This is a genomic window from Neolewinella marina, from assembly GCF_002631205.1.
Taxonomy (GTDB): Bacteria; Bacteroidota; Bacteroidia; order Chitinophagales; family Saprospiraceae; genus Neolewinella; species Neolewinella marina.
The window spans coordinates 68,069-90,526 of record NZ_PDLO01000006.1; the positions used below are offsets into that span (position 1 = coordinate 68,069).

General features: G+C 62.3%; 16 protein-coding genes. 12 read left to right on the plus strand and 4 right to left on the minus strand.

The genetic code is table 11. From position 1 onward, the window contains the following. Positions 1–29 precede the first annotated feature (29 nt). Together CGL56_RS13480 and CGL56_RS13485 are read left to right on the plus strand one after the other, a co-directional pair. Complete coding sequence (locus tag CGL56_RS13480; protein ID WP_099107094.1) at positions 30–626, plus strand: LURP-one-related/scramblase family protein; 597 nt, start codon at positions 30–32, stop codon at positions 624–626. A 113-nt stretch (positions 627–739) separates the two neighbouring features. Then, entirely contained in the window at positions 740–1,873 is a 1,134-nt protein-coding gene (locus CGL56_RS13485) for an Sb-PDE family phosphodiesterase (RefSeq protein ID WP_099107095.1), read from the plus strand. A gap of 59 nt (positions 1,874–1,932) precedes the next feature. Here the strand turns inward: CGL56_RS13485 and CGL56_RS13490 are convergent, their stop codons facing one another. Then, on the minus strand, positions 1,933–3,102 hold the full coding sequence (locus CGL56_RS13490; protein WP_099107096.1) for a hypothetical protein: 1,170 nt from the start codon (positions 3,100–3,102) through the stop codon (positions 1,933–1,935). A gap of 957 nt (positions 3,103–4,059) precedes the next feature. Further along, positions 4,060–7,368: a VPS10 domain-containing protein gene (locus CGL56_RS13495; RefSeq protein WP_099107097.1), complete on the minus strand. Its 3,309-nt coding sequence runs from the start codon at positions 7,366–7,368 to the stop codon at positions 4,060–4,062. Between the two features lie 202 nt (positions 7,369–7,570). Between CGL56_RS13495 and CGL56_RS13500 the strand changes: the two genes are divergently transcribed. Further along, the gene (locus tag CGL56_RS13500; RefSeq protein ID WP_099107098.1) at positions 7,571–8,272 is read left to right on the plus strand and encodes a protein-tyrosine phosphatase family protein; all 702 of its coding nucleotides are present in this window, start codon (positions 7,571–7,573) and stop codon (positions 8,270–8,272) included. A 35-nt stretch (positions 8,273–8,307) separates the two neighbouring features. Here the strand turns inward: CGL56_RS13500 and CGL56_RS13505 are convergent, their stop codons facing one another. Then, a complete protein-coding gene (locus CGL56_RS13505) occupies positions 8,308–8,964 on the minus strand; it encodes a 3-keto-disaccharide hydrolase (RefSeq protein WP_099107099.1) in 657 nt (218 codons plus the stop codon). Positions 8,965–9,209: 245 nt separating this feature from the next. After that, positions 9,210–9,665, minus strand: coding sequence for a nuclear transport factor 2 family protein (locus CGL56_RS13510; RefSeq protein ID WP_099107100.1), 456 nt, complete (start codon positions 9,663–9,665; stop codon positions 9,210–9,212). Between the two features lie 240 nt (positions 9,666–9,905). Between CGL56_RS13510 and CGL56_RS13515 the strand changes: the two genes are divergently transcribed. The 9 genes from CGL56_RS13515 to gcvT all read left to right on the plus strand — a co-directional run bounded on the left by CGL56_RS13515 (position 9,906) and on the right by gcvT (position 22,444). Next, positions 9,906–11,540 carry an ABC-F family ATP-binding cassette domain-containing protein gene (locus CGL56_RS13515; protein WP_099107101.1) on the plus strand — a complete coding sequence of 545 codons (1,635 nt, stop codon included), beginning with the start codon at positions 9,906–9,908 and terminating at the stop codon, positions 11,538–11,540. A gap of 199 nt (positions 11,541–11,739) precedes the next feature. Further along, positions 11,740–12,669 carry a hypothetical protein gene (locus tag CGL56_RS13520; protein ID WP_099107102.1) on the plus strand — a complete coding sequence of 310 codons (930 nt, stop codon included), beginning with the start codon at positions 11,740–11,742 and terminating at the stop codon, positions 12,667–12,669. A 190-nt stretch (positions 12,670–12,859) separates the two neighbouring features. Continuing rightward, positions 12,860–14,386, plus strand: a complete 1,527-nt coding sequence (gene purH, locus CGL56_RS13525) for a bifunctional phosphoribosylaminoimidazolecarboxamide formyltransferase/IMP cyclohydrolase (protein WP_099107103.1) — start codon at positions 12,860–12,862, stop codon at positions 14,384–14,386. Between the two features lie 80 nt (positions 14,387–14,466). Further along, entirely contained in the window at positions 14,467–15,216 is a 750-nt protein-coding gene (locus CGL56_RS13530; protein ID WP_099107104.1) for a type III pantothenate kinase, read from the plus strand. After that, positions 15,200–16,588, plus strand: coding sequence for a hypothetical protein (locus tag CGL56_RS13535; protein ID WP_099107105.1), 1,389 nt, complete (start codon positions 15,200–15,202; stop codon positions 16,586–16,588). The genes CGL56_RS13530 and CGL56_RS13535 overlap by 17 nt, the downstream gene beginning before the upstream one ends. Before the next feature lie 7 nt (positions 16,589–16,595). Then, complete coding sequence (locus tag CGL56_RS13540; protein ID WP_099107106.1) at positions 16,596–17,993, plus strand: tetratricopeptide repeat protein; 1,398 nt, start codon at positions 16,596–16,598, stop codon at positions 17,991–17,993. 234 nt (positions 17,994–18,227) lie between these two features. Further along, on the plus strand, positions 18,228–19,238 hold the full coding sequence (locus tag CGL56_RS13545; protein ID WP_245184178.1) for a hypothetical protein: 1,011 nt from the start codon (positions 18,228–18,230) through the stop codon (positions 19,236–19,238). Between the two features lie 1,105 nt (positions 19,239–20,343). Continuing rightward, the gene (locus CGL56_RS13550; RefSeq protein ID WP_209280360.1) at positions 20,344–21,333 is read left to right on the plus strand and encodes a sensor histidine kinase; all 990 of its coding nucleotides are present in this window, start codon (positions 20,344–20,346) and stop codon (positions 21,331–21,333) included. Between the two features lie 10 nt (positions 21,334–21,343). After that, complete coding sequence (gene gcvT / locus CGL56_RS13555; RefSeq protein WP_099107108.1) at positions 21,344–22,444, plus strand: glycine cleavage system aminomethyltransferase GcvT; 1,101 nt, start codon at positions 21,344–21,346, stop codon at positions 22,442–22,444. Positions 22,445–22,458 lie beyond the last annotated feature (14 nt).

Sequence of the window (22,458 nt, forward strand, 5' to 3'; positions counted from 1 at the left end):
GCGGAAGTGCCATTTTGCTACCTTCCCGTATGCAAGACCTCCGCTACCCCCTCACCTTCACCTTCAAGATCGGCACCCTGGCCAACGACTTTACCGCTACCGACGCCACGGGGCGGGTGGTGGCCTACGTGCGGCAGAAGATGCTGCGGCTGAAGGAGGACATTGAAATCTTTGGCGACGAGCGCAGGAGCCGGGTACTCTACAATATCCGGGCGGACCGCTGGCTGGATTGGTCGGCCGCTTACGCCTTCTACGATGCCCGGGGCACCTCCTTTGGCAAGGTCGCCCGCAAGGGCTGGCGCTCGCTGTGGAAGGCGGAATACGAGATCGTCGACCACCACGACCAGCCCCGCTACACCATAAGGGAGGAGAACGGCTGGGTGAAGGTGATCGATTCCCTGGTCGGCGAGGTGCCGGTGCTGGGGTTGTTGACCGGCTACCTCTTCCACCCCAGCTACCTGGTCACCGACCATCGGGGGCGGGAAGTAGCCCGCCTGAGCAAGCAGCCCTCCTTTTTCGGCCGCAAGTTCCGGGTAGATAAACTCGCTCCGGTGGAAGAAGTCGACGACGACCGCATCATGCTCGGACTAATGATGATGATCCTGCTGGAACGGCGGCGGGGCTGACCCCTTTCGCCAGGCAACCGCTTCAAGAACTGCCGGAGCGCCCAAGTGCGCCGGGAAGTTTAGCTTTAGGGCATGCCCGTTTCGGATGGGCTTCCAACCCTCAACGCCCCAGCATGCGCCTCCTGTTTTTCGTTCTGGCTTTCCACCTGTCCGTAGCCGGCTTACTTGCCCAGCACGGCCACGCTCATCCCCACCCCCACGCATCGGGCCGCTCCATCGACTTCCCGGATACCAAGAACTACCTCACCCTGGTCTGCGATTTTCACCAGCATACGGTCTTCAGCGACGGCAGCGTGTGGCCCGACATCCGCATCCAGGAGGCCCAACGCGACAGTGTCGACGCCGTAGCGATGACCGAACACCTGGAGTACCAGCCCCACCAGGACGACATCCCCCACCCCGACCGGAACCGCAGCCACGTGCTGGCCACCGAGTACGCGGAAGCCACGGGGATCATCGTGATCCAGGGCGCCGAGATCACCCGCGACCTGCCCCCGGGCCACGCCAATGCCCTGTTCATCAACGACGCCAACGCCCTGCTGCACGAGGACAGCCTTTCAGGCTTCACCGCGGCCCGGGAACAGGGGGCTTTCATCTTCTGGAACCACCCCAATTGGATCGCCCAGCGGCCCGACGGGGTAGCCGAACTTACGCCCTTCCACGACTACCTCATCGCCAACGACCTGCTGCACGGCATCGAGGTGGTCAATGAGTTCACCATCAGCAAGGAGGCCCTGCAAATCGCCCTGGACCACGACCTCACCATCATGGGCACCTCGGACATCCACGGCCTGATCGACTACCAGTTCGGCGTAGCCGAGGGCGGCCACCGACCCGTTACCCTCGTCCTGGCCCGGGAACGCACCGCGGAGGCCATCCGTGAGGCCCTCTTCGCCGGCCGCACCGTGGCCTGGTTCGAGAATACACTAGTGGGTAAGACGGAAAACGTAAGCGCCGTAGTCGAAGGCAGCCTGCAGGTGACGCGCGCCACTTACCGCGGCAAATCCTCCGTGGCCGCCGTGACCATCCGCAACGACAGCGATGCCGACTTTACGGTGGAAAACCTGAGCGGCTACTCCCTGCAGAGTGACCTGGGCGTACTTCACCTGCCCCCCCACGCGGAAACCACCCTGGAGGTGATGACACTGGAACGCCTCCCGGAGTTTGAGCTGCGCCTGCGGGTGCTGAACGCGGTCACCGGCCCCGAAGAGCGGCTGGAGGTGACTTTGCCGGTTGCCCCGGAATAGGGGTGGGGCAAGCCCTGTTTAGGTAGCTATTGCAGGTTGCCTTACCAGGGAGGTTCCCCTCACGTCTCGTCCACCGCGAAAAGCACGTTTCTCACCACCGACCGGGAGTCCGCCGAGCCGCCCAGCGACCCCGACAGTATGCCCACCGCGGCCAGGAACACCACCAGCCGCAGGTGGGCCCCGGTGGAGGAACCGTCGCGATCCGAAGTCCAGGTACTCATCAGGGGATCCGGGAAAACGAAGATCACCACTCCGTACATCAGGACAGCGAAGAGGACGAACAGGCAGCACAGCGTCAGCACCAGGGCCAGGTAGGTAGCGCCGGCCGTGACGACGTTGCTCTCGGAGGTATTGCCCTTGCGGGTGGGGACCAGGCGGAAGGAAAAGGCCTGGTACAGCACGAAGGTGGCCGCCAGGAAGCTGGCCGCGACGAAGACTGCGAGTTGGGCGGTGGAGGCGGAGGCAGCAAAGTCCCACGTCTCCGCCCCGAAGATCAGCAGTACGATCACCGAGAAGGCCGTAGCGATCATCCGGGGCAGCCGGGTGGCGATGCGGATGGGATTGGCGCGTACCGCTCCCCGGAAGATGCGGGGCAGGTTACTGAGGATTTGCTGCAGGACGAAGCCCCACTTCCCCCCGGTGGAGTAGCGGTCGTTGGCCTCTTGCGGCAGGTTGACCGCCATCTTGTGGAACTGCCCGTCCGTGAAGTGATGCATGTGGTCCAGGTCCGCCGGCCGGTCGATGCGGGAGAGGTAGTTGTCCGGGGCCGACTGGTAGGGGAGGTTCAGCAGCCGGCCAAAGCAGTGCAGCATCAGTTTGCCCAGGCGTTCGGCGAGGAGGGCTTCGTCCTGGGGTTCCTCCGTGCCGTGGTCCGCCAGCCGCCGGGTGGAGATGATGGCCACGTTGGTGAGTTGGGAGGGCAGCGCCAGCAGATATGACAGGGAGGCGGCGGCTATTTCTACTTCCGTAACGATCAGGAGAAAGGCAAGTCGGCGTTCCGTCTTCTCGTTGATCCCGAACTGCACAAAGTCGAGCGCCCGGTAGCCATTCTCCCGGGGCGTAATCGGTGGCCCGTCGAAGGTAAGGGAAGTGATTTCCAGCCTCGGTTCCTTCTCCAGGACCCGCGAGAAGTGAGCGGTGGCCCCTTGGGTGAGGCGGCTCAACCCGCGGTCGTCCCGCCCCGCGACGTCCATCTTCATAATGCCGACTACTATGGGGCGCTGGGTCATGCGGGGAAGATCGGGTATTTGTGGGGATGGGGCCGGGGGGGAGTGGGCTGTGGATGGTCTTACGTTGCCGCAGGCGGGAGAATCTGCGTGATCCGCGAGCAGCGCGAGCGATAGAATCTGCGAAAAAGTATCCGCGCAATCTGCGGTAATCCACTCCTCCAGAACCGCTTCAACAGCACAGGGACTTTCCACGGATCCAGCCGAAGCCGTACCAAGGACGCCGCAGGCGGCAGAATCCGCGTGCATCTGCGAAAACGAATTCGCGCAATCCGCGGTAGATGTTCTCCATTCGTCCTTTGCCTTGATGCAAAAGGACCAACTACGAGGCCGGGGGTGGCGTAACCTGCTCTGTCCTTTGCCTTGATGCAAAAGGACCAACTACGAGGCCAGGGGTGGCGTAACCTGCTCTGTCCTTTTGCCTTGATGCAAAAGGACCAACTACGAGGCCAGGGGTGGGGCCCCCTGGGCGAAGTTTTGATATCGCCTTTATCGGTCGTCGAAACCCAAAAGGGCGGAATGCTGCAAACTCGCTGCACTATCCGCTCTTCGGCCTAGGCCAGTCGGTATCTCCCTATTCGTTTGTCAATCCAAATCTCTAGCACGCTCAAACAGTGCAGCCTTCTGGTCGCCCTTTTGCGCTCCGCCACCCGGGCGATCTCAAGGGCGGTACCCACTACTTTTCAGTGGCCACCTTTGATCCGTGCTGCGTGGTATGCAACGAGAGGTGGGTATGCCTGGCGTTCACGTCGCTGCAGGCGGCAGAATCCGCGTAATCCGCGAGCAGCGCAAGCGATAGAATCTGCGAAAATCTGTGAAACCGAATCTGTGTAATCGGCGGTAACCCACCTTTTCAGAGCCGCTTCTGCAGCACAAGACATTGCCACGGAGTCAGTCGAAGCTGCACCAAAGACAGGCGGTAGAATCCGCGCAATCCGCGGTAGCTCAAAACCTATACCCTCACCGGCCCGGCCAGGTCGGCCACCGGCCCGGCGTGTAGGGCGCACCCTGCATTTCCAGTTGCTGTTCCAGGGCGCGGACGTCGGCGTCGATGGACTTCAGCTCCTCCAGGAGGGGACCGAATTCCGCGGCCGCCACCCGGTAGCTTTCCCGGTAGGTTTCCGTGGGGTCGCTGGTCACGTTCCACATGCCGTACTCCAGGGCCCCCACGCGGCCGGCCACGGAGGGGGCGGTCTCCATCTGCAGGTTGCTGCGGGTACGGTCGCCGTAAAGGGCTTCGGTGAAGTCGGCCAACCGTTCGCGCAGCGCGTGGAGGGTGGTCAGGGCCGCTTCGGGGCTGCCGGTGGTTTCCAGGGCGGCCTTCTCCAGGGCGCCAAGGCGCTGGTCGAGGTTGCGGCGGATGTCGCCGGCGGCACTCACGGCCTTGCTCAGGTCCATGATCTGGCGGACGAAGGCGTCGTAGGCGTCCCAGTCCTCGGTGGGCAGGGTAGCCTGGTCGAGATACTTCACACGGAACGTTTGGGGCTCACCCCACTGCTTGAATTCACCGTCGAAGAACTGGCTCATCGACACGCTGTAGTTGCCGGGGGGCACGAGGGCGCCCATCGAAGGACTGCCGAAGAGGGCATCGGGGGCCGGGGTGTAGCGGTTGTTGACGGGGTCCGGGCTGGGGTAGCGCAGGTCCCAGTGGAAGCGGTGCAGTCCCTTACTCGCCTTGCGCTTCAGCTGCCGCACCACCTCGCCGGCTTCGTTGCGGATGGTGAAGAGCAGGTAAGGGTCTTGCTGCCGCTCCTCCATGCGCAGGGAATCGACCGGAGGATAGTACACCGAGGCCTTACGGGCCATGATTTCCCGCTCGCGGTCCTGCCGCTGCTCCTTCAGGGTCTTGGGGGCTTCCTTCAGGTAGTAGGTGATGCCCACGCCGAAGGGAGGATTGTCCGAGCGGAAGTAGCTGCTGCCCAAGTGGCCCTTGTCGCGCAGGCCAAGGGGAGCCCGTTCCACGTACAGCCAGGGGTCGCGGGTAGACATGACCATAGCGTCACGTTCGAAGGCCGCAGCGTCGAGGTTGCGCAGGGGGGTGTAGTCGTCGAGTACGTAGAAGCCCCGGCCAAAGGTGCCGAGCACCACGTCGTTCTCTTGCCGCTGGATCTCGATGTCGCGGACGGCCACGGTGGGCAGGCCGTTCTTCAGCTGTACCCAGTTTTGACCGCCATCGCGGGAGAAGAAGGCCCCGAATTCCGTGCCGCAGAACAGCAGGTTGGGATCCTCGTGGTCCTCGGCGATGGTGTACACGCTGCCACGCTCGGGCAGGGTGGCGGAGAGGGAGGTCCAGCTCGCACCCCCGTCGCTGGTCTTGAGGAGGTAGGGCTTGAAGTCGCCGTAGCGGTGGTCGTTGTAGGCTACGTAGGCCACGTTGCGGTCGTGGAGGCCGGCGATCACCTGGTTGACGTAGCTCATTTCCGGAATGCCGGGGAGGTTGTCGAACTTCTGCCAGGTCTGTCCGCCGTCGGTGGTCTTGTGCAGCAGGCCGTCGTCGGTGCCCACCCAGAGCAGGTTCTCGTCCAGGGCACTCTCGGCGATGGTGGTGGTCTGCCCGAAGATGGAGGTGGAGGTATTCTTGGCGATGGCGTCCACGCTCCACACCTGGTCCATGACGGGCAGGGTGTTGCGGTCGATGCCGCGGCTGAGGTCCGGACTGATCACCCGCCAACTGTTGCCTCGGTTGTCGGTGCGGAACACCTTGTTGGCGCCGTAATACAGCCGGGTGGGCTGGTGGCTCGAGATGGTCAGGGGGGCGTCCCAGTTCCAGCGCAGGGGCTCGTCGTCGGCGCCCTCGGTGGGCTGGATGAAGAGGTATTCCCCGCTGCGGCGGTCGAAGCGGCGCAGGCTGCCGTACTGGGCCTGGGCGTAGATGACGTTCGGGTCGGTGGGGTCTACCTGGGTTTCAAAGCCGTCGCCCGTGCTGGTGATGTACCAGTCGCTGTTCACGATGCCGTTCACGCTGGTGTTCTTGTTGGGGCCTCCCAGGCTGAGGTTGTCCTGGGTGCCGCCGTGGACGTGGTAGAAGGGGCCCGACTGGTCGGTGGCCACCTTGTAGAACTGGGTTACCGGCAGGTTGGGCTTGAAGTGCCAGGTGGTGGCGAAGTCCCAGGTTTCGTAGATGCCGCCGTCGCAGCCCACCAGCAGGTGATCGGTGTTGGCGGGGTCGATCCAGATGGCGTGGTTGTCGATGTGCTTGTTGAGTTCCCCGAGGTTGCGGACGGTCTTGCCGGCGTCGTCGCTCACCTGGTACCAGGTGTCGGTGATGAAGATGCGGTCCACGTTCACCGGGTCGCAGGACAATTCCTGGTAGTAGTTGCCGCTGGAGAAGTAGTCGTTCTGCTTGTTCCAGCTGGCGCCGCCGTTGTCCGAGCGGTAGATGCCGCCCTTGCCGTCGGGGGCTTCGACTACGGCGTAGACCACGTTGGGGTTCACCGGCGAGACGTCGATGCCGATGCGGCCGACGTCGCCGCCGGGCAGGCCGCCCTTCAGCTGGGTCCAGGTCTTGCCGCCATCGGTAGTCTTGTAGAGGCCGGATTCGGGGCCGCCGCCCAGGTAGGTGTACACTTTGCGCTGCCGCTGGTGGAAGGCGGCGTAGAGGACATCCGGGTTGCGGGGATCCATGCGGAGGTCGTTGCAGCCGGTATAGTCGCTGACGTGCTTGACGCGCTCCCAGTTGTCGCCGCCGTCGGTGGATTTATAGACCCCGCGCTCGCCGCCGTTGCTCCACAGGGGGCCGTAGGCGGCTACCCACACGACGTCGGAATTGGTAGGGTCCACGATCACGTTGGCGATGTGCTGGCTTTCCTTCAGTCCCTTGTGCTGCCAGGTCTTGCCGCCGTCGGGCGACATGTACACCCCGTCGCCGTAGCCCACCGAGCGCTGGTTGTGGTTCTCGCCGGTGCCCACCCAGACGGTTTGCCGGTTGTTCGGGTCCAGCGACACGCAGCCGATGGAGTAGGAGCCCTGTCCGTCGAAGATCGGCTCGTAGGTCGTGCCGTGGTTGTTGGTCTTCCACACGCCGCCGCTGGCCGTGGCCACGTAGTACTGGTCGGGATTGTCGGGGTTCACCGCGAAGTCGGCAATGCGGCCCGATGTCACCGCCGGACCGATGCTGCGCCACTGCAGGGCGTTGTAGGTAGCCGGCTGGAGGTGGATGGGGGTTTCTGCTTTGGCGGTGTCGGCCGGGGTGGCCTTCTTCCGGCGCTGGGCTTGAGCGTCGGGCAGGTAGATCAAGCAGCAAATAAACAGCAGGAAGAGTTGGCGCATGGTTATTGATTTGGCGGGGGTATAAACATAGGAAGAAGGCGGGGAAATTGGGCGGCGGCAATAGCCGTCAGGGCGCGGGTGCCGTACTACTACCCACCTTTATTCCACGATTTGGCCTGTGCCCGGCCCCCGCCCTATATTGGTGGTAGCAAGCCCTGTACACGCGTTTTATGCAGTCTGACCGGGATAAACCACGACATTGATGAGTACCCCCCAGCCCCTGATCCAAACCGTAGAAGAATACCTGGAAAACCCAGTCACCACCGACTTTACAGCCGCCATCGCCAGATCAGAAGCCTTACTGGGCGAACTCCAACACGCCATGCGCGAACCGGAGGCCGACCGCCGCCGCCTCGGCGCCCTGATCGGCCGGGTCAAGGGGACGGCCAAACGCCTGGCCGCGGTGGAACCCATCGACTGGGTAGCGGTGGGCGCGGGTCACCTCGCCATCGGGCACCGCCCCGGGGCGGACCTGGTAAGTAGTCTGAAACTCCAGGGGGCCACCCACGTCCTCACCCTGCTGTCGGAACCGGAGGGCGGGCGTAAGGTGGAGTCGTTCTGCCGAGAACACGACCTGGCCTGGTTGTGGCTACCCATGACCTCGGCCCGCCCCCCGGGGGAGGAACGCTACGCGGAGATCGCCCGCCTGTTCAATGATTTGGCGGCGGTCCTCAACAACGGAGGCCGAATTTACCTACACTGTTCCGCCGGCATTCACCGGACGGGCATGATTTCCGTAGCCCTGCTCCGCTTTCTTGGTCTGGACGCGCCGGCGGCCATGGAAAAGTTGCGGGCCCTGCGCCCGACCACCTACGAGGGGGCGGGGGACCACCGGTTGGCGTGGGCCCATTCGGCCTGGGAGGGCCTGCGCGGAGCTTGTGCCGTCGTTACACCTCTGGCGTAAGGGAAGGCACACGCCCCGGGGCAGATGCTACCGCCCTACCGCAACGGCTTCACCATAATATCCTTGTAGTACACCCGGCTGTCCGGATCGTGGCCCTGGATGGCGAAGGTGCCGCTGGAGAGCTTCCGGCCGCGCTCCCCTTCGGGGCGGTCGACGTTGGCGGGTTCGGTGTATTCTACTACGGTTTTGCCGTTCAGTTTCACGGTGACGGTTTTATCCTTCACGATGATGTGCTGGGTGTACCATTCGTTGTCCTTCATGTGTACTTCCCGCACGTCGTCGAAGCTGTACAGGCTGCCGGTGCGCCGCCAGTCCGATTGGGAGTTGTTGACCTGCACCTCGTAGCCCTTGGAGGGCCAGCCTTCTTCCTGGTATTCGGTATGGAAGAAGATGCCGGAGTTGGAGCCGGGGGTCGTCATCACCTGGGCCTTGAATTCGAAATCCTTGAAGTTGTGGTCCATCACCGGGCCTTCGTAGAACAGGTGGGCCCGGGGTCCGTGGGCCACGAGCTTCTTGTCTTCCACGCTGAAGGTGGCGGGGTTTTCGCTGGCCCGCCACCCGGTGAGGCTCTTGCCGTCGAAGAGGGAAATCCAGCCGTCGGTATTGTCAGAGGCTGTGGTCGCGGCGGTTTTTGGGGTGTTGCAGGCCGTGGCGAGGAAGAGCAGTAGGCAGCAGGAAATGAATAACCTCATGGGTATTGACCTTGGGGGTGTTGTTGGAAAAGAAAGGTTGAACCCCTGGATATTGGGGGCGTAGCTCGCCGGGGTCCTTTATCCTGGCTAATATAGTGCACGACCCGACTTGCTGCTCCGGTAGGACTTTTTAATCCTTTGCCCGGCACCGGCGGCTTACCCTGGCACCTGCGCGCCGGCGGCTGCGCCACGGTTAGCTAAGCAAGCAGTGGGGTGGCCGGCAGTAGCTCCACCCCCCCATTCCATCATTCAACCTTGGTGATCGTAGCCTGTCGGGCGATGATGCTCCATCCGGAATCGGAAGGCATCCAGACGTGGGTGAACCTCCGGTGTACGGTTTTCCCCGCGTGGGGCTGATGGCCCTGGGGCTTGATCACTTCCCCGCCCATCACGATGGCCACGTCATTGATAAAGGTGATCTTCTCGATCTCCCTGGTGAAGGAGAGGTAGTTGAGTCCTCCCGTCCGGAGGTAATGCTTCGTCCCCTCTACGGTACCCACCACGTTGGCGGGGGTGTTGATGACCATGTGCGGCGACCACAATCTGCCGAACAGGGCTGCCGTATCGCCCTGTAGTACGGATTGTCGCTCCAGGTTTTCCAATTGCCGGATCTCCTGCTCCCGCTGATCCTGAGCAAAAAGCGGCGTACCGAGGCCGGTGATCAACAGACAGCAGAGGGGTAAGCGCCAGTGTGTTTTCATGGGAATTGAGGGATTGATCCGTCTGGGCCGGGTGGTAGGGTTGCTGACCTGATGGCTACCGGGGGCGGCGGTCTTCTAAGTTACGTCGCGGGGGAGTGGCGGGTGGAAAATGTTTGGGGGTGATGGCGCGGCCTGAGGCTGCATCTTGCTGTCGCGGCCTGAGGCCGCTTTTTACTATCGCGGTCTGAGACCGCTTTGTACTGGGAGTTCGTACCTTTGCGGCCTTAAAATCAAAGATTTATGCTTTCAGTACAGGATCTGACCGTACAATTCGGCAAGCGGGTACTCTTCAATGAGGTGAACCTGAATTTCGTACGCGGCAATTGCTACGGCATCATCGGGGCCAATGGCGCCGGGAAGTCGACTTTTTTGAAGGTGCTGTCGGGTGAGCTCACCCCCAACCGCGGCTCGGCCAGCCTGGAGCCCGGCAACCGGATGGCCGTACTGAGCCAGAACCACTTCGGCTACGAGGACAAGCAGGTGCTGGACGTGGTCAAGATGGGCTACGAGGAGCTCTACGCCATCGAGCAGGAGAAGAACGCCATCTATATGAAGCCCGACGCCACCGACGCCGACGGGATGCGCGCCGCCGAACTGGAAAACCAGTACGGTGAGATGGGTGGTTGGACGGCCGATTCCGACGCCGCCGAACTGCTTTCGAATATGGGCATCACCGAAGACCTCCACTACAAGCTCATGGAGGAGCTCAGCGGCCCCGAGAAGGTGAAAGTACTGCTGGCCCAGGCCCTGTTCGGCAACCCCGACATCCTGCTGCTGGACGAACCGACGAACGACCTCGACGCCCACACCGTCCACTGGCTGGCCGACTTCCTCGCCGACTTCCCCAATACGGTGATCGTAGTGAGCCACGACCGGTACTTCCTCGACATGGTGTGTACCCACATCGTGGACATCGACCGCCAGCAGGCCTCCATCTACACCGGCAACTACAGCTTCTGGTACCAGTCCAGCCAGCTGGCCGCCCAGCAGCTCGCCAACAAGAACAAGAAGATGGAGCAGAAGAAGGCCGAGATGATGGAGTTCATCCAGCGCTTCAGCGCCAACGCCTCCAAATCCAAGCAGGCCACCAGCCGCAAGAAGGCCCTGGAGAAGCTCGACTTCACCGAGATCAAGCCCTCCAGCCGCCGCTACCCCTTCATCGCCTTCCAGCCCGAGCGGGAGCCCGGCGACCAGATCCTGAAGGTGAGTAACCTCAGCAAGACCTCCCCCGACGGCACCGTGCTGTTCAAGAACGTGAGCTTCACGATGAACAGTCCCGACAAGATCGCCCTGGTAGGCCGGGAAGCCGCCGCCCTGACCGCCTTCTACGAGGTGCTGGCCGGCATAGAGAAGCCCGACACCGGTACCATCGAGTGGGGGCAGACCATCACCCCCCAGTACCTGCCCAACGAGAACAACGACTTCTTCACCGAGGAGGTCGGACAGCTCGACCTGGTGGAGTGGCTGCGGCAGTACAGCCAGAACAAGGACGAGCAGTTCATCCGCGGCTTCCTGGGCCGCATGCTCTTCGGCGGCGAGGAGGTGCACAAGCAGGTGAAGGTGCTCAGCGGGGGCGAAAAGGTGCGCTGCATGATGTCGAAGGCCATGCTTAACCACCCCAACTTCCTGCTGCTCGACGAGCCCACCAACCACCTCGACCTGGAAAGCATCACCGCCCTGAACAACGCCCTGAAAGACTTCAAGGGCAACCTGATCATGAGCAGCCACGACCACGAGCTGGTGAATACCGTCGCCAACCGCATCATCGAGATCAGCTCCCGCGGCATGATCGACTCCCTGCTTACTTACGAGGAGTTCCTGGAATCCGAGGAGATCGAGAAGAAGCGCGAAAGCATCTACCCGGTGATGGCCTAAGGCCGAGGCCTTTCCCTATCGTGAGCTCTGCTCGCGGCCATCGGTAGGGATCCAGACACTACGAGGTGCCAGCACGCTCGTAGGTCCTGATGCTTGTTGCCCGTGACTGACGACCTCGTAGGGTGCCCGCCGCAGGCCCGCACCTGCGAGGGTCGGGTGTCTGGTACGGTTTTTCCCGGCCATACCGTACCTTCCCACCATGCCCTTTTTCGATCATTTCATCACCATCGACTGGAGCGCCCGCAACAGTCCCAGCCCCGCCAAGCCCTCCAAGGACGCCATCTGGATCGCGGAGGCCACCGCCCGGGGGCGCATCCGGTGTACCTATTTCCGTACCCGCCACGCCTGTCATGAATACCTGCTGCAGCGGCTGATCCGGCTGCGGAAGAAGCGGGTGCTGGTGGGGTGGGACTTCTCCTTCGGCTACCCCAAGGGGCTGGCCAAGGCCCTGCGGCTGAAGCAGAAACCCGCCTGGCGCGCGATCTGGGACCTGATCAGCGAGCTCGTCGAGGACGGGCCCGACAACGGTAACAACCGCTTCTGCGTGGGCGCCCGCCTGAACGAGCGCATCATGGCGCCCAGCGGACCGTTCTGGGGCGTACCCGTGGGGCAGAGCGGCATCTTCCTGGGATCGAAATGCGACTTCGACTATCCCGTTCCCACCCGCAAAGGCCCGCTGCCCGAGCGGCGTCACGTGGAAACCCTGAACCTGCGCCTGCAGCCCGCCTGGAAACTGGCCTACACCGGCAGCGTGGGCAGCCAGGCCCTGCTCGGCATCCCCTGCGTACGTTTCCTGCGCGACCACGAAAAGCTCCGTACCGTCTCCCGCGTCTGGCCCTTTGAGGAAGTTGCCGGGGGCGCGGACGCGGGTGCCGTGATCGTGCACGCCGAGGTGTACCCCAGTCTGCTGACCATCCCTCGGCAGAAGGGGCAGATCCTCGACCGCGAGCAGGTGAGGCGCCACGTCGCCTGGCTGCAGGAGGAGCAGCGGGCCGGCACCCTGGGCCGCTACCTCGACCGCCCCTGGGGCCCCGGCAGCAAGCTGCACAAGCGGGTGACCGGACACGAAGGCTGGGTGCTGGGACTGGTGGATGAATCGGTGCCCGCCTTTCCGCGGGGAAAGCTGTAGCCTACCCGAAATACCGCCTACTCCCTTGAACGACAGTTACCTTTGTGGCGTTAGGGCTCGGCTTTGGCGGGGAGCGAAAATGCGTAAGGGCATTATTCGTATCTTTGCGGCCCTCAAACTAACCCGTTCCGGACACGCCGGCACAACCCTAGTATGTTCCCGCCCCGGCGGGACGCCATAAACGAGTTCTATGACAGAACGCAAGATTAAATCCGCACTCATCTCCGTCTACCACAAGGAAGGACTGGGCCCCATCATCGACGGCCTGGCCAAGATCGGAGCCACGATCTACAGCACCGGTGGCACCGAAACCTTCATCCGCGACCGCGGGGTGGACGTGACCCCGGTGGAGGAACTGACGGGCTACCCCTCCATCCTGGACGGGCGCGTGAAGACCCTCCACCCCAAGGTACACGGCGGCATCTTGGCGCGCCGGGAGGACAACCACCTGATGCAGCTCGCCCAGCTGGAGATCCCCGAGATCGACCTGGTCGTGGTAGACCTCTACCCCTTTGAGGAGACGGTGGCCAACACCGAGGAAGAAGACCTCATCATCGAGAAGATCGACATCGGCGGCATTGCCCTGATCCGGGCGGCGGCCAAAAACTACCGCGACGTCATGATCGTACCCAGCCGCGAAGACTACGGTACCCTGCAGGAAATCCTGGAAAAGCGCGAGGGCGTCTCCACCCTGGACGAGCGCCGCAAGCTGGCCCGCCGGGGCTTTGCCGTGAGCAGCCACTACGACACGGCCATCTTCAGCTACTTCAACGCCGACGGGGAACTGCCCGCCTTCAAGAAGAGCGAGATGAAGGCCAACCCCCTGCGCTACGGCGAGAACCCCCACCAGGAGGCCACCTACTTCGGCCGCCTGAAGGAGATGTTCACCAAGCTGAACGGCAAGGACCTGAGCTTCAACAACCTCGTCGACATCGACGCGGCCGTGGCCATCATGCGGGAGTTCGAAGACGCCGACCCGGCCTTCGTGATCCTGAAGCACACCAACGCCTGCGGCGTGGCCGTACGGCCCACCCAGCTGGAGGCCTGGAAAGACGCCCTGGCCGGCGACCCCGTTTCGGCCTTCGGTGGCATCCTGATCACCAACCAGCCGCTGGAACTGTCGGTCGCCCAGGAGATTGACCACCTCTTCTACGAGGTGCTCATCGCCCCGGACTTCACCGACTCCGCCCTGGAGCTCCTCAGCAAGAAAAAGAACCGCGTACTGCTGCAGTACCACCACCTGCGGCAGCAGCCCCTGAGCTTCAAGAGCCTCCTCAACGGCGTCATCGTGCAGGATACCGACCTGCAGACGGAGAGCGCCGACCAGTTCACCGTGGTCACCGAGCGGCAGCCTACCGGCCGGGAGACCGCCGACCTGGTCTTCGCCAACAAGTGCGCCAAGCACCTGAAGTCGAACACCATCGCCCTGGTCCGCGACAACCAGCTCATCGGCATGGGCTGCGGGCAGACCAGCCGCGTGGACGCCCTCAAGCAGGCGATCACCAAGGCCAAGAACTTCGGCTTCGACCTCAAGGGGGCCGTCATGGCTTCCGACGCCTTCTTCCCCTTCTCGGACTGCGTGGAGATCGCGGCCGCGGCCGGCATCACCGCCGTGGTACAGCCCGGGGGCTCGATTCGCGACAAGGACAGCATCGCCGCAGCAAATACGGCCGATGTAGCCATGGTGACGACGGGTGTTCGGCATTTCCGCCACTAATCCAAAGCATCTATGCGGGAATTTAACTTCCACTTAAGAACCCCCAGCTATCCTTTCTGCGTCTTATAGCCGACTTTAAGATGGGTACACCGAATCGAAGACTCATCGTCGACGTGGGCAACTCCGGCCTGAAGGCCGCCTGCTTCGAAGGTGACGAACTGCTGCCCCCCGTGGCCCGGCTTCCGGCCGGCGACTGGGGCGCGATCGATGCGATGGCAACCAACCTTGGGGTGAATTACATCATCTATTCCACCGTGGCAAACGTGCCATCCGAACGGTGGACGGATAAGTGGAAACAGCAGGGACGCCAAGTGTATGCCCTCGACCGCAGTAAACCACTGCCCTTCGCCTCCGACTACCGGACGCCGGAGACCCTCGGACAGGACCGCATCGCGGCCGTGGCCGGGACCCTCGGCACCTGCACCACGGCGCGGCTGGTGGTCGATGCGGGCAGCTGCGTGACCTACGACCTGGTAGATGCTACCGACCGCTACCGCGGCGGCAACATCAGCCCGGGCGTAAACATGCGGCTGCGCGCCATGCACGAGCAAACCGCCCGCCTGCCCCTCGTCAGCCCCGGTAAACCGGAAGGCGCGGTGGGCCGGAGCACGGGTGAGGCCCTGCAGCACGGCGGCCTGCTGGGGGTGGTGTACGAAGCCGAAGGCCTCTACCACCGACTGCTGGCCGACCACGGCGACCTGCAGCTCGTACTTACGGGCGGCGACGCCCCGCTGCTGCTGCCCTACTTTTCCGTTCCCTGTGTACACTCCCCCAATTTGGTCCTGCGTGGACTCAATCAAATACTGTCAGCTTATGTCAACGCGTCTTAATTCTTCAAGTCTGCTCTCCCTTGCGCTGCTGCTGGGGCTGCTCGCCACCGGCGGCGTGGCTTTCGCCCAGGTGAGTTCGAGCACCGACTTCGTTGACATCCGCCCCAAGCAGAACAGTCCCCTGAGCCGCTTCGGCCTGGGCGACCCCATGGACCAGGTGCACGCCGCCGCGGCGGGCATGGGGGGCTTGCAAACGACCTACCAGGACGCCTACCACCTGAACCTGCTGAACCCGGCCAGCCTGGCCAGCCTGCAGGCCACCAGCTTCGAGATCGGCCTCTACGGCCGGGCCTCCAGCCTCCAGGACGAAAGCGGATCGGCCTCGACCTACCAGGGGAACCTGCGGTACCTGGCCCTGGGCTTCCCCCTGCGCAACCCCATCAACCTGAGCCTGGAGCGGCAGCTCAACTCCTGGAACGGCGGCATGGCCTTCAGCCTGGCGCCCACCACCCTGGTCGGCTACGACCTGGAGCTCAAGGGATTCGACGAAGACGCCGGCCCCACCTCCAACAGCCTGAAGGGGACGGGCGGCGCCTACCGCTTCACCTGGTCGACCGCCCTGCGGTACCGCGGCCTGAGCGGCGGGGTCAACGTGAACTACAACTTCGGCAAGCTGACCAACAGCCGCATCCTGATCTTCGACAGCATCCCCGAGGCCCTGGCCACGGAGTTCCTGGACGAGATCAGCCTGAGCGGCTTCAACCTCGGCTACGGGGTGCAGTACGCCTTCAACTTCACCGACCTCGACGAGGAAGGGGAGAAGGTGGCCAACGGCAAGCGCATCATCGTCGGAGCCAACGGCCGCCTCGGCGGCACGGTGGATTCGGAGTCGAGCCTGCTGTTCCGCAAGTTCAGCCCCGGTGCCAACGTATCCGTCCGGGACACCGTGCGCTACGCCGAGGGCATCGCCGGTGAGGTGGACCTGCCGGCCAGTTACAACTTCGGGCTTGCCTACGAAGACGTGAACCGCCTCTACGTGGGTGCCGAGTACGGTCGTGAGGCCTACGGCAGCTACCGCAACACCGCCGAGCCGGAGACCCTGGCCGACGTAACGCGCATGGCCGTCGGGGTGGAGTACATACCGAACGCCACCTCCTACAACAACTACTGGAAGCGGGTGCGCTACCGCCTCGGTGCCCGCATGGAAGACGATCCGCGGGTCATCAACGGGGTGCAGGCACGGCGCAACGCCATCACCCTCGGAGCGGGTTTACCGATACAATTGCCCCGACAGCAGGTCTCTTTTCTTGATGTTGCCGTCGAATATGGTAAATTTGGGGTCCCTGACATCCTGGATGAGGCCTATGTACAACTTACGCTGGGATTCAGTCTGAACGACAACTCCTGGTTCTTTAAACGCAAACTCAATTAAACCAAATATGCAAACGATCATCCGCACCCTCGCGCTGATGCTGGTATTCTGCGGCTCCGTTTCCGTGGCCACCGCCCAGTGTGTGACCTGGGTGGACTCTCCGCAGAAGGAGCAGGCCGAAAATGCCCACGTAGCTTACCGTAACCTCGTAAAGAGCATGACGGCCGAGGACCTGGCCGCCCTGCCCGAGGCGGAATTTAACGATGCATTCAAAAACTGGAAGAAGGCGTACGACATCGCTCCCGCCGCCGACGGCAACCGTCCCTTCCACTACCGGGATGGTCGTATGTTCTACAAGGCACTCCGCCAGAAGGCCACCGACGAGGCCAAGAAGAAGGAGTACACCGATATGATCTTCAAGCTGTACGACCAGGAGCTGGAGTGCTACCCCAAGTACGAAGCCTTCCTGCTGGGCCGCAAGGGCTCCGACATGTTCTACCTGTCCGGATACAGCGAGGACGCCATCACCGTGCTCGAGAAAGCCATTGAGTCGGGCGGCAACGAGACCGAGTACGTGGTTCTGGCCCCCCTCGGCAAGCTGCTGAACTACTACTTCAAGGAGGACGTCATTGACAACGCCCGCGTTCGGGAGCTGTACGACAAGGCCGTCAAGGTAGCCGACTACAACATCGAGAACAACGCCACCTACTCCACCTACTACCAGGCCGGCAAGGACAACCTGGAGTCGGACATCCTGGAGTTCGCCGACGAGATCTTCGACTGTGCCTACTTCAAGGACCTGCTGCTCCCCAAAGTGGAGGAGAACCGCGACAGCCTCGACATCCTGAAGTACATCGTGACCAAGCTGAAGGCCCAGGGCTGTGACAGTACCGACGCCGACGTAGCCCGCGTACAGGGCATCTACGACGCCCTCTACGCCGAAAAGGCCGAGGAGTACGAAGCCGAGCGGATCCGTCTGAACCCCGCCTACGGTGCCTCGGTAGCCTACGAGGAGGGTCGCTTCAGCGAAGCCGTGAACCTCTACGAGCAGGCCATTGACAAGACCGACGACAACGAGAGAAAGGCCCAGTACGCCTACCAAATTGCCCAGATCCAGCTTGGCAAACTCGGTCAGTACGGCAGCGCCCGGCAGAACGCCAACCGCGCCGCCCAGTACAACTCCGGCTGGGGCAAGCCCTACATCCTGATCGGCGACATCTACGGCCGGATGAGCAGCGGCTGCGGCGACGCCTGGGAACAGCGCCTCGCGGTGCTGGCCGCCATCGACAAGTACAACTACGCCAAGAGCATCGACTCTGAAGTAGCCAGCGACGCCAACCGCCGCATCGCCAACTACCGCAGCTCGATGCCCATCCGCTCCGAAGCCTTCCAGCGCGGACTGGAAGAAGGCGCCCGCCTCTCCGTAGGCTGTGGAATCGGGGAAACCGTTACCCTGCGGTTCTAAGCGAACCAACGCCTCTTGCCGCGATGCCCGTCCGACAACCCGTCGGCCGGGCATCGTCGTTTTGGGCCCCGGCACCCGCGCTCCGCCGCAAAAGCGGTAAATAGTCGATAAATTGAGGAGACTCGTCGAGGACGGAAAACCATGCGCCCCCGGCGGGCCTTTTTACACCCGAACAGGATCGTTATCTTTGGTAACGGCCCCAATAAATGATACCGGATTATGGATGCACCGCAGATGAAACCGAAGTCTTTTTGGCAGCGCCCCGAGGGGGTGACCGGCCTGCTTTTCCTGGTAGCCCTGGTGGGTGTACTGGGCTTTGTGCTGGTTTCCTTCGGCTCGGCCATCCTGAGCTTCATCAGTACCACCATCGGACTGGTGGTGGCGGGCCTGATCCTGCTGGCCATCCTGTACATGGTCTTCGACCCGAAGATGCGTAACCTCGTCTTCTACATGTACAAGAGCGTGATGCGGGCCATCACCGGGCTGTTCGTGCAGATCGACCCCATCGGGATCCTGAAGACCTACGTGGATGAGCTGCAGGGCAACCTGCGCAAGATGAACAAGCAGATCAGCCAGCTGCGCGCCCAGATGCACAAGCTCAAGGAGGTGATCGTGAACAACGAGCGCGAGATCAGCAGCAACCTGAAGATCGCCGGCAAGGCCAAGGAAACGAACAAGCGCAACGTGATGATCCTGAAGAGCCGCCGCGCCGGCCGCCTGAAGGACAGCAACATCAAGCTGGAGGAGCTCTACAAGAAAATGGAGGTGCTGTACCGCGTGCTCACCAAGATGTACGAAAACAGCGCCATCCTGGCCGAGGACATCCAGGACCAGGTAGCCGTAAAGGAGCAGGAGCGCAAGGCCATCCACGCCAGCCACGGCGCCATGCAGTCGGCCATGAGCATCATCCAGGGCGACCCCGACCAGCGCGCCATGTTCGATATGGCCATGGAGAACATCACCGAGGACGTAGCCAATAAGGTGGGGGAGATGGAGCGCTTTATGGAGGTATCGGCCAACTTCATGGACTCGGTCGACCTGCAGAACGGCGTCTTCGAGGAGGAAGGCCTCAACATGCTGGAGGAGTGGGAAAAGGAGTCGAACTCCCTCCTGCTCGGCGAGGAGAAGTCGAGCCTACTGCTGCAGGCCAACAACGACAGCGAGGTGCTGGACCTGGATGCTCCCATGCCGGAACGCGCTAAGAAAACGGGTGGGGCGAATCAGTATGATTCTTTTTTTAATTAGAGGCTGGTTGCTGGTTGCTGGTTGGCGTCCGGTGGATGGGTTTTCCTCCTTGCTGGTGGGATGATTTTCTGGTTATTTGGTTGCTGGTTCCTGGTTGGCGTCCGGTGGACGGGTTCTCCTCCTTGCTGGTGGAATGATTTTCTGGTTATTTGGTTGCTGGTTGCTGGTTGCTGGTTGGTGGCCGTCGTCTGACGAATTCCCGCAGCTTGCGCCGGGTTCGTCCGACGACTGGTCTGAGGTTTTCGGGTTGCTGGTTGCTGGTTGGCGTCCGGTGGACGGGTTCTCCTCCTTGCTGGTAGAATGATTTTCTGGTTATTTGGTTGCTGGTTGCTGGTTTCTGGTTGGCGTCCGGTGGACGGGTTCTCCTCCTTGCTGGTGGAATGATTTTCTGGTTATTTGGTTGCTGGTTGCTGGTTGCTGGCTGGTCCTCATAGCTGGTTTTAATTGCTGGTCAGCTGGTTGCTGGTTGGCGGCCGTCGTCTGACGAATTCCCGCAGCTTGCGCCGAGTTCGTCCGACGACTGGTCTGAGGTTTTCGGGTTGCTGGTTGCTGGTTGGCGTCCGGTGGACGGGTTCTCCTCCTTGCTGGTGGAGTGATTTTCTGGTCATTTGGTTGCTGGTTCGCTGGTTGTTCGGTAACTGGTTGCTGGTAACTGGTTGGCGGGTGTCCGCTTATTGTGTTCTGGTAATCGGTTGCAGATTGGTCTAGAGGCATAGCGATTGGGCGCTTGTCACTATTTGTCCGTTTTTTGGGGGCTGATCGGGGGGCTCAATGAATTTCAGTAATCCAGTTCATGCGAGTGCCCCAACCATCATTCAGTAGAACCTAAAGGGCAAGTCCTAGCAACCAGAAACCAGAAACCAATCCAGCCCCCGGACAAACCTCGAGTAAGACAAAGCATCAGTCGTAAAACGAACCAGCAACCAGCAACCAGACCAACCCCTGGACAAACCTCAAGCAAGACAAAGCATTAGCTGTACGGCGTACCAACAACCAGAAACCTCAGACCAACCACTGTACAAACCTCAAGCAAGACAAAGCATTAGCTGTAAGACGAACCAGCAACCAGCAACCAGCAACCAACTAACCAGCAACCAACTACCCCGTGCGGAGGCTCCCCCCCATCAGCTACGCGATCATTGCCTATATGCTACTGGCCTTTGGCTGGTGGTCCATCCTGTTGCTGCGCAAGAACGAGGAGGCCCACGTGGCGCGGGTGGATAAGCTGGCCATTGAGCTGGCCGTACAGAAGCGTATTGATCAGCCGAGCGACTTCCGCCTGACGGAGAACTACCGGCTGCTGACCGAGCGGTTCGAACGGCAACAGCGCATGATCCTGGGCGAGGCCCTGCTGCTGGTGCTGAGCCTGGCCGGCGGGATCTACCTCCTGTTCCGCAACCTGGGCAAGGAGATCAGCGCCGCCGAGCAGCAGCGCAACTTCCTGCTCAGCATCACCCACGAGCTGAAGTCGCCCCTCGCAGGCATCCGCCTCATTCTGGAAACCTTCCAGCGCCGCCGCGAGCTCAAACCGGAGATCCAGCAGAAGTTGAGCACCAATGCCCTGGCGGAAACCGACCGCCTGACGGCCCTGGTGAATGACCTGCTGCTCAGCGCCAAGCTGGAGAGCATGTACCAGCTGAATCGGGAACCCATTGATTTCGGGGCCCTGGTTCAGGACGCCGCCGATCGGGTGGTGCTGAAGTATAAGGGAGCCAACGTACACGTCGACATCGAGCCCGACATCCCCCTGATCAGCGGCGACAAGCCCGGCCTGACCAGCGTGGTAGTGAACCTGCTGGAAAACGCGGCCAAATACAGCCAGCCCAACCCCGTGATCCACACCACCCTGCAGCGCGGGGGGGAGAGCGAGATCGTCTGGACGGTGATGGACAACGGCAGCGGCATCCCCGACCGGGAAAAGAACCGCGTCTGGAACAAGTTCTACCGGGTCGGTAACGAGGATACCCGCACCACCAAGGGCACCGGCCTGGGCCTTTTCATCGTAAAGCAAATCATCGATAAACACGACGGACAGATCGAACTGACGGACAACCAGCCGCGCGGCACGGTGTTCCGGGTGTATCTCCCCGTCTAACTTACCTTTCATGCAGACCACCCCCCTGACCGAAACCCACCGCAAGCTCAACGCCAAACTCGTCGATTTTGCCGGCTTTGAAATGCCATTGTCCTACACCTCCCTCAAGGAAGAGCACCAGGCCGTACGCGAGGCGGCGGGCATCTTCGACGTCTCCCATATGGGAGAGTTCATCGTGCGGGGCGCCGGAGCGCAGGAGCTGGTGCAGTACGTAACGAGCAACGACGTACGCAAGCTGTCGCCCGGACAGGCCCAGTACAGCTGTCTGCCCCGCCCCGAAGGAGGCATCGTGGACGACCTGCTGGTGTACCACCTCCCCCCTAACCCCCGGCTGGGCATGAGCGCCGAACACCCCAGCTACCTGCTGGTCGTGAACGCCGGCAACATCCAGAAAGACTGGGACTGGATCAATTCCCACAACCGCTTCGGTGCCGAGGTACTCGACATCAGCGACCATACCGCCCTGCTGGCCGTTCAGGGCCCCAAGGCCGCGGAGATTCTGCAGCCCCTGACGGACACCGACCTGGCCGCCATCCCGTACTACCACTTCGTGCGCGGCAGCCTGGCGGGCATCGACAATGTAATCATCTCGGCCACCGGCTATACCGGCTCGGGCGGGTTCGAGCTATACCTCGACGCCGACCACGCCACCAAGGCCTGGGACGCCATCCTGCAGGCGGGCAAACCCCACGGGCTGATCCCCGCCGGCCTTGGGGCCCGCGATACCCTGCGACTGGAAAAGGGCTACTGCCTCTACGGCAACGACATCGACGATACGACCTCGCCCCTGGAGGCCGGCCTGGGCTGGATCACCAAACTGCAGGCAGACGACTTCGTGGGCCGCGACTTCCTGCTCCGCCAGAAGGAGGAGGGCGTCAGCCGCCGGCTGGTGGCCTTCCGGGTACACGATCGCCGCGCACCCCGCCACGGCTACCCCATCCTGAACGAAGCCGGAGAGCGCATCGGAGAAGTCACCAGTGGCACCCACGCCCCCAGCCTGGACTACCCGATGGGGATGGGCTACGTGAAAAACGGTTTCCACCGGGTCGGGACCAAGCTGAAGATCGACCTGGGCCGCAAGACGATGGATGCCGAGGTGGTGAAGCTGTAGGGGACCTGGTCCAT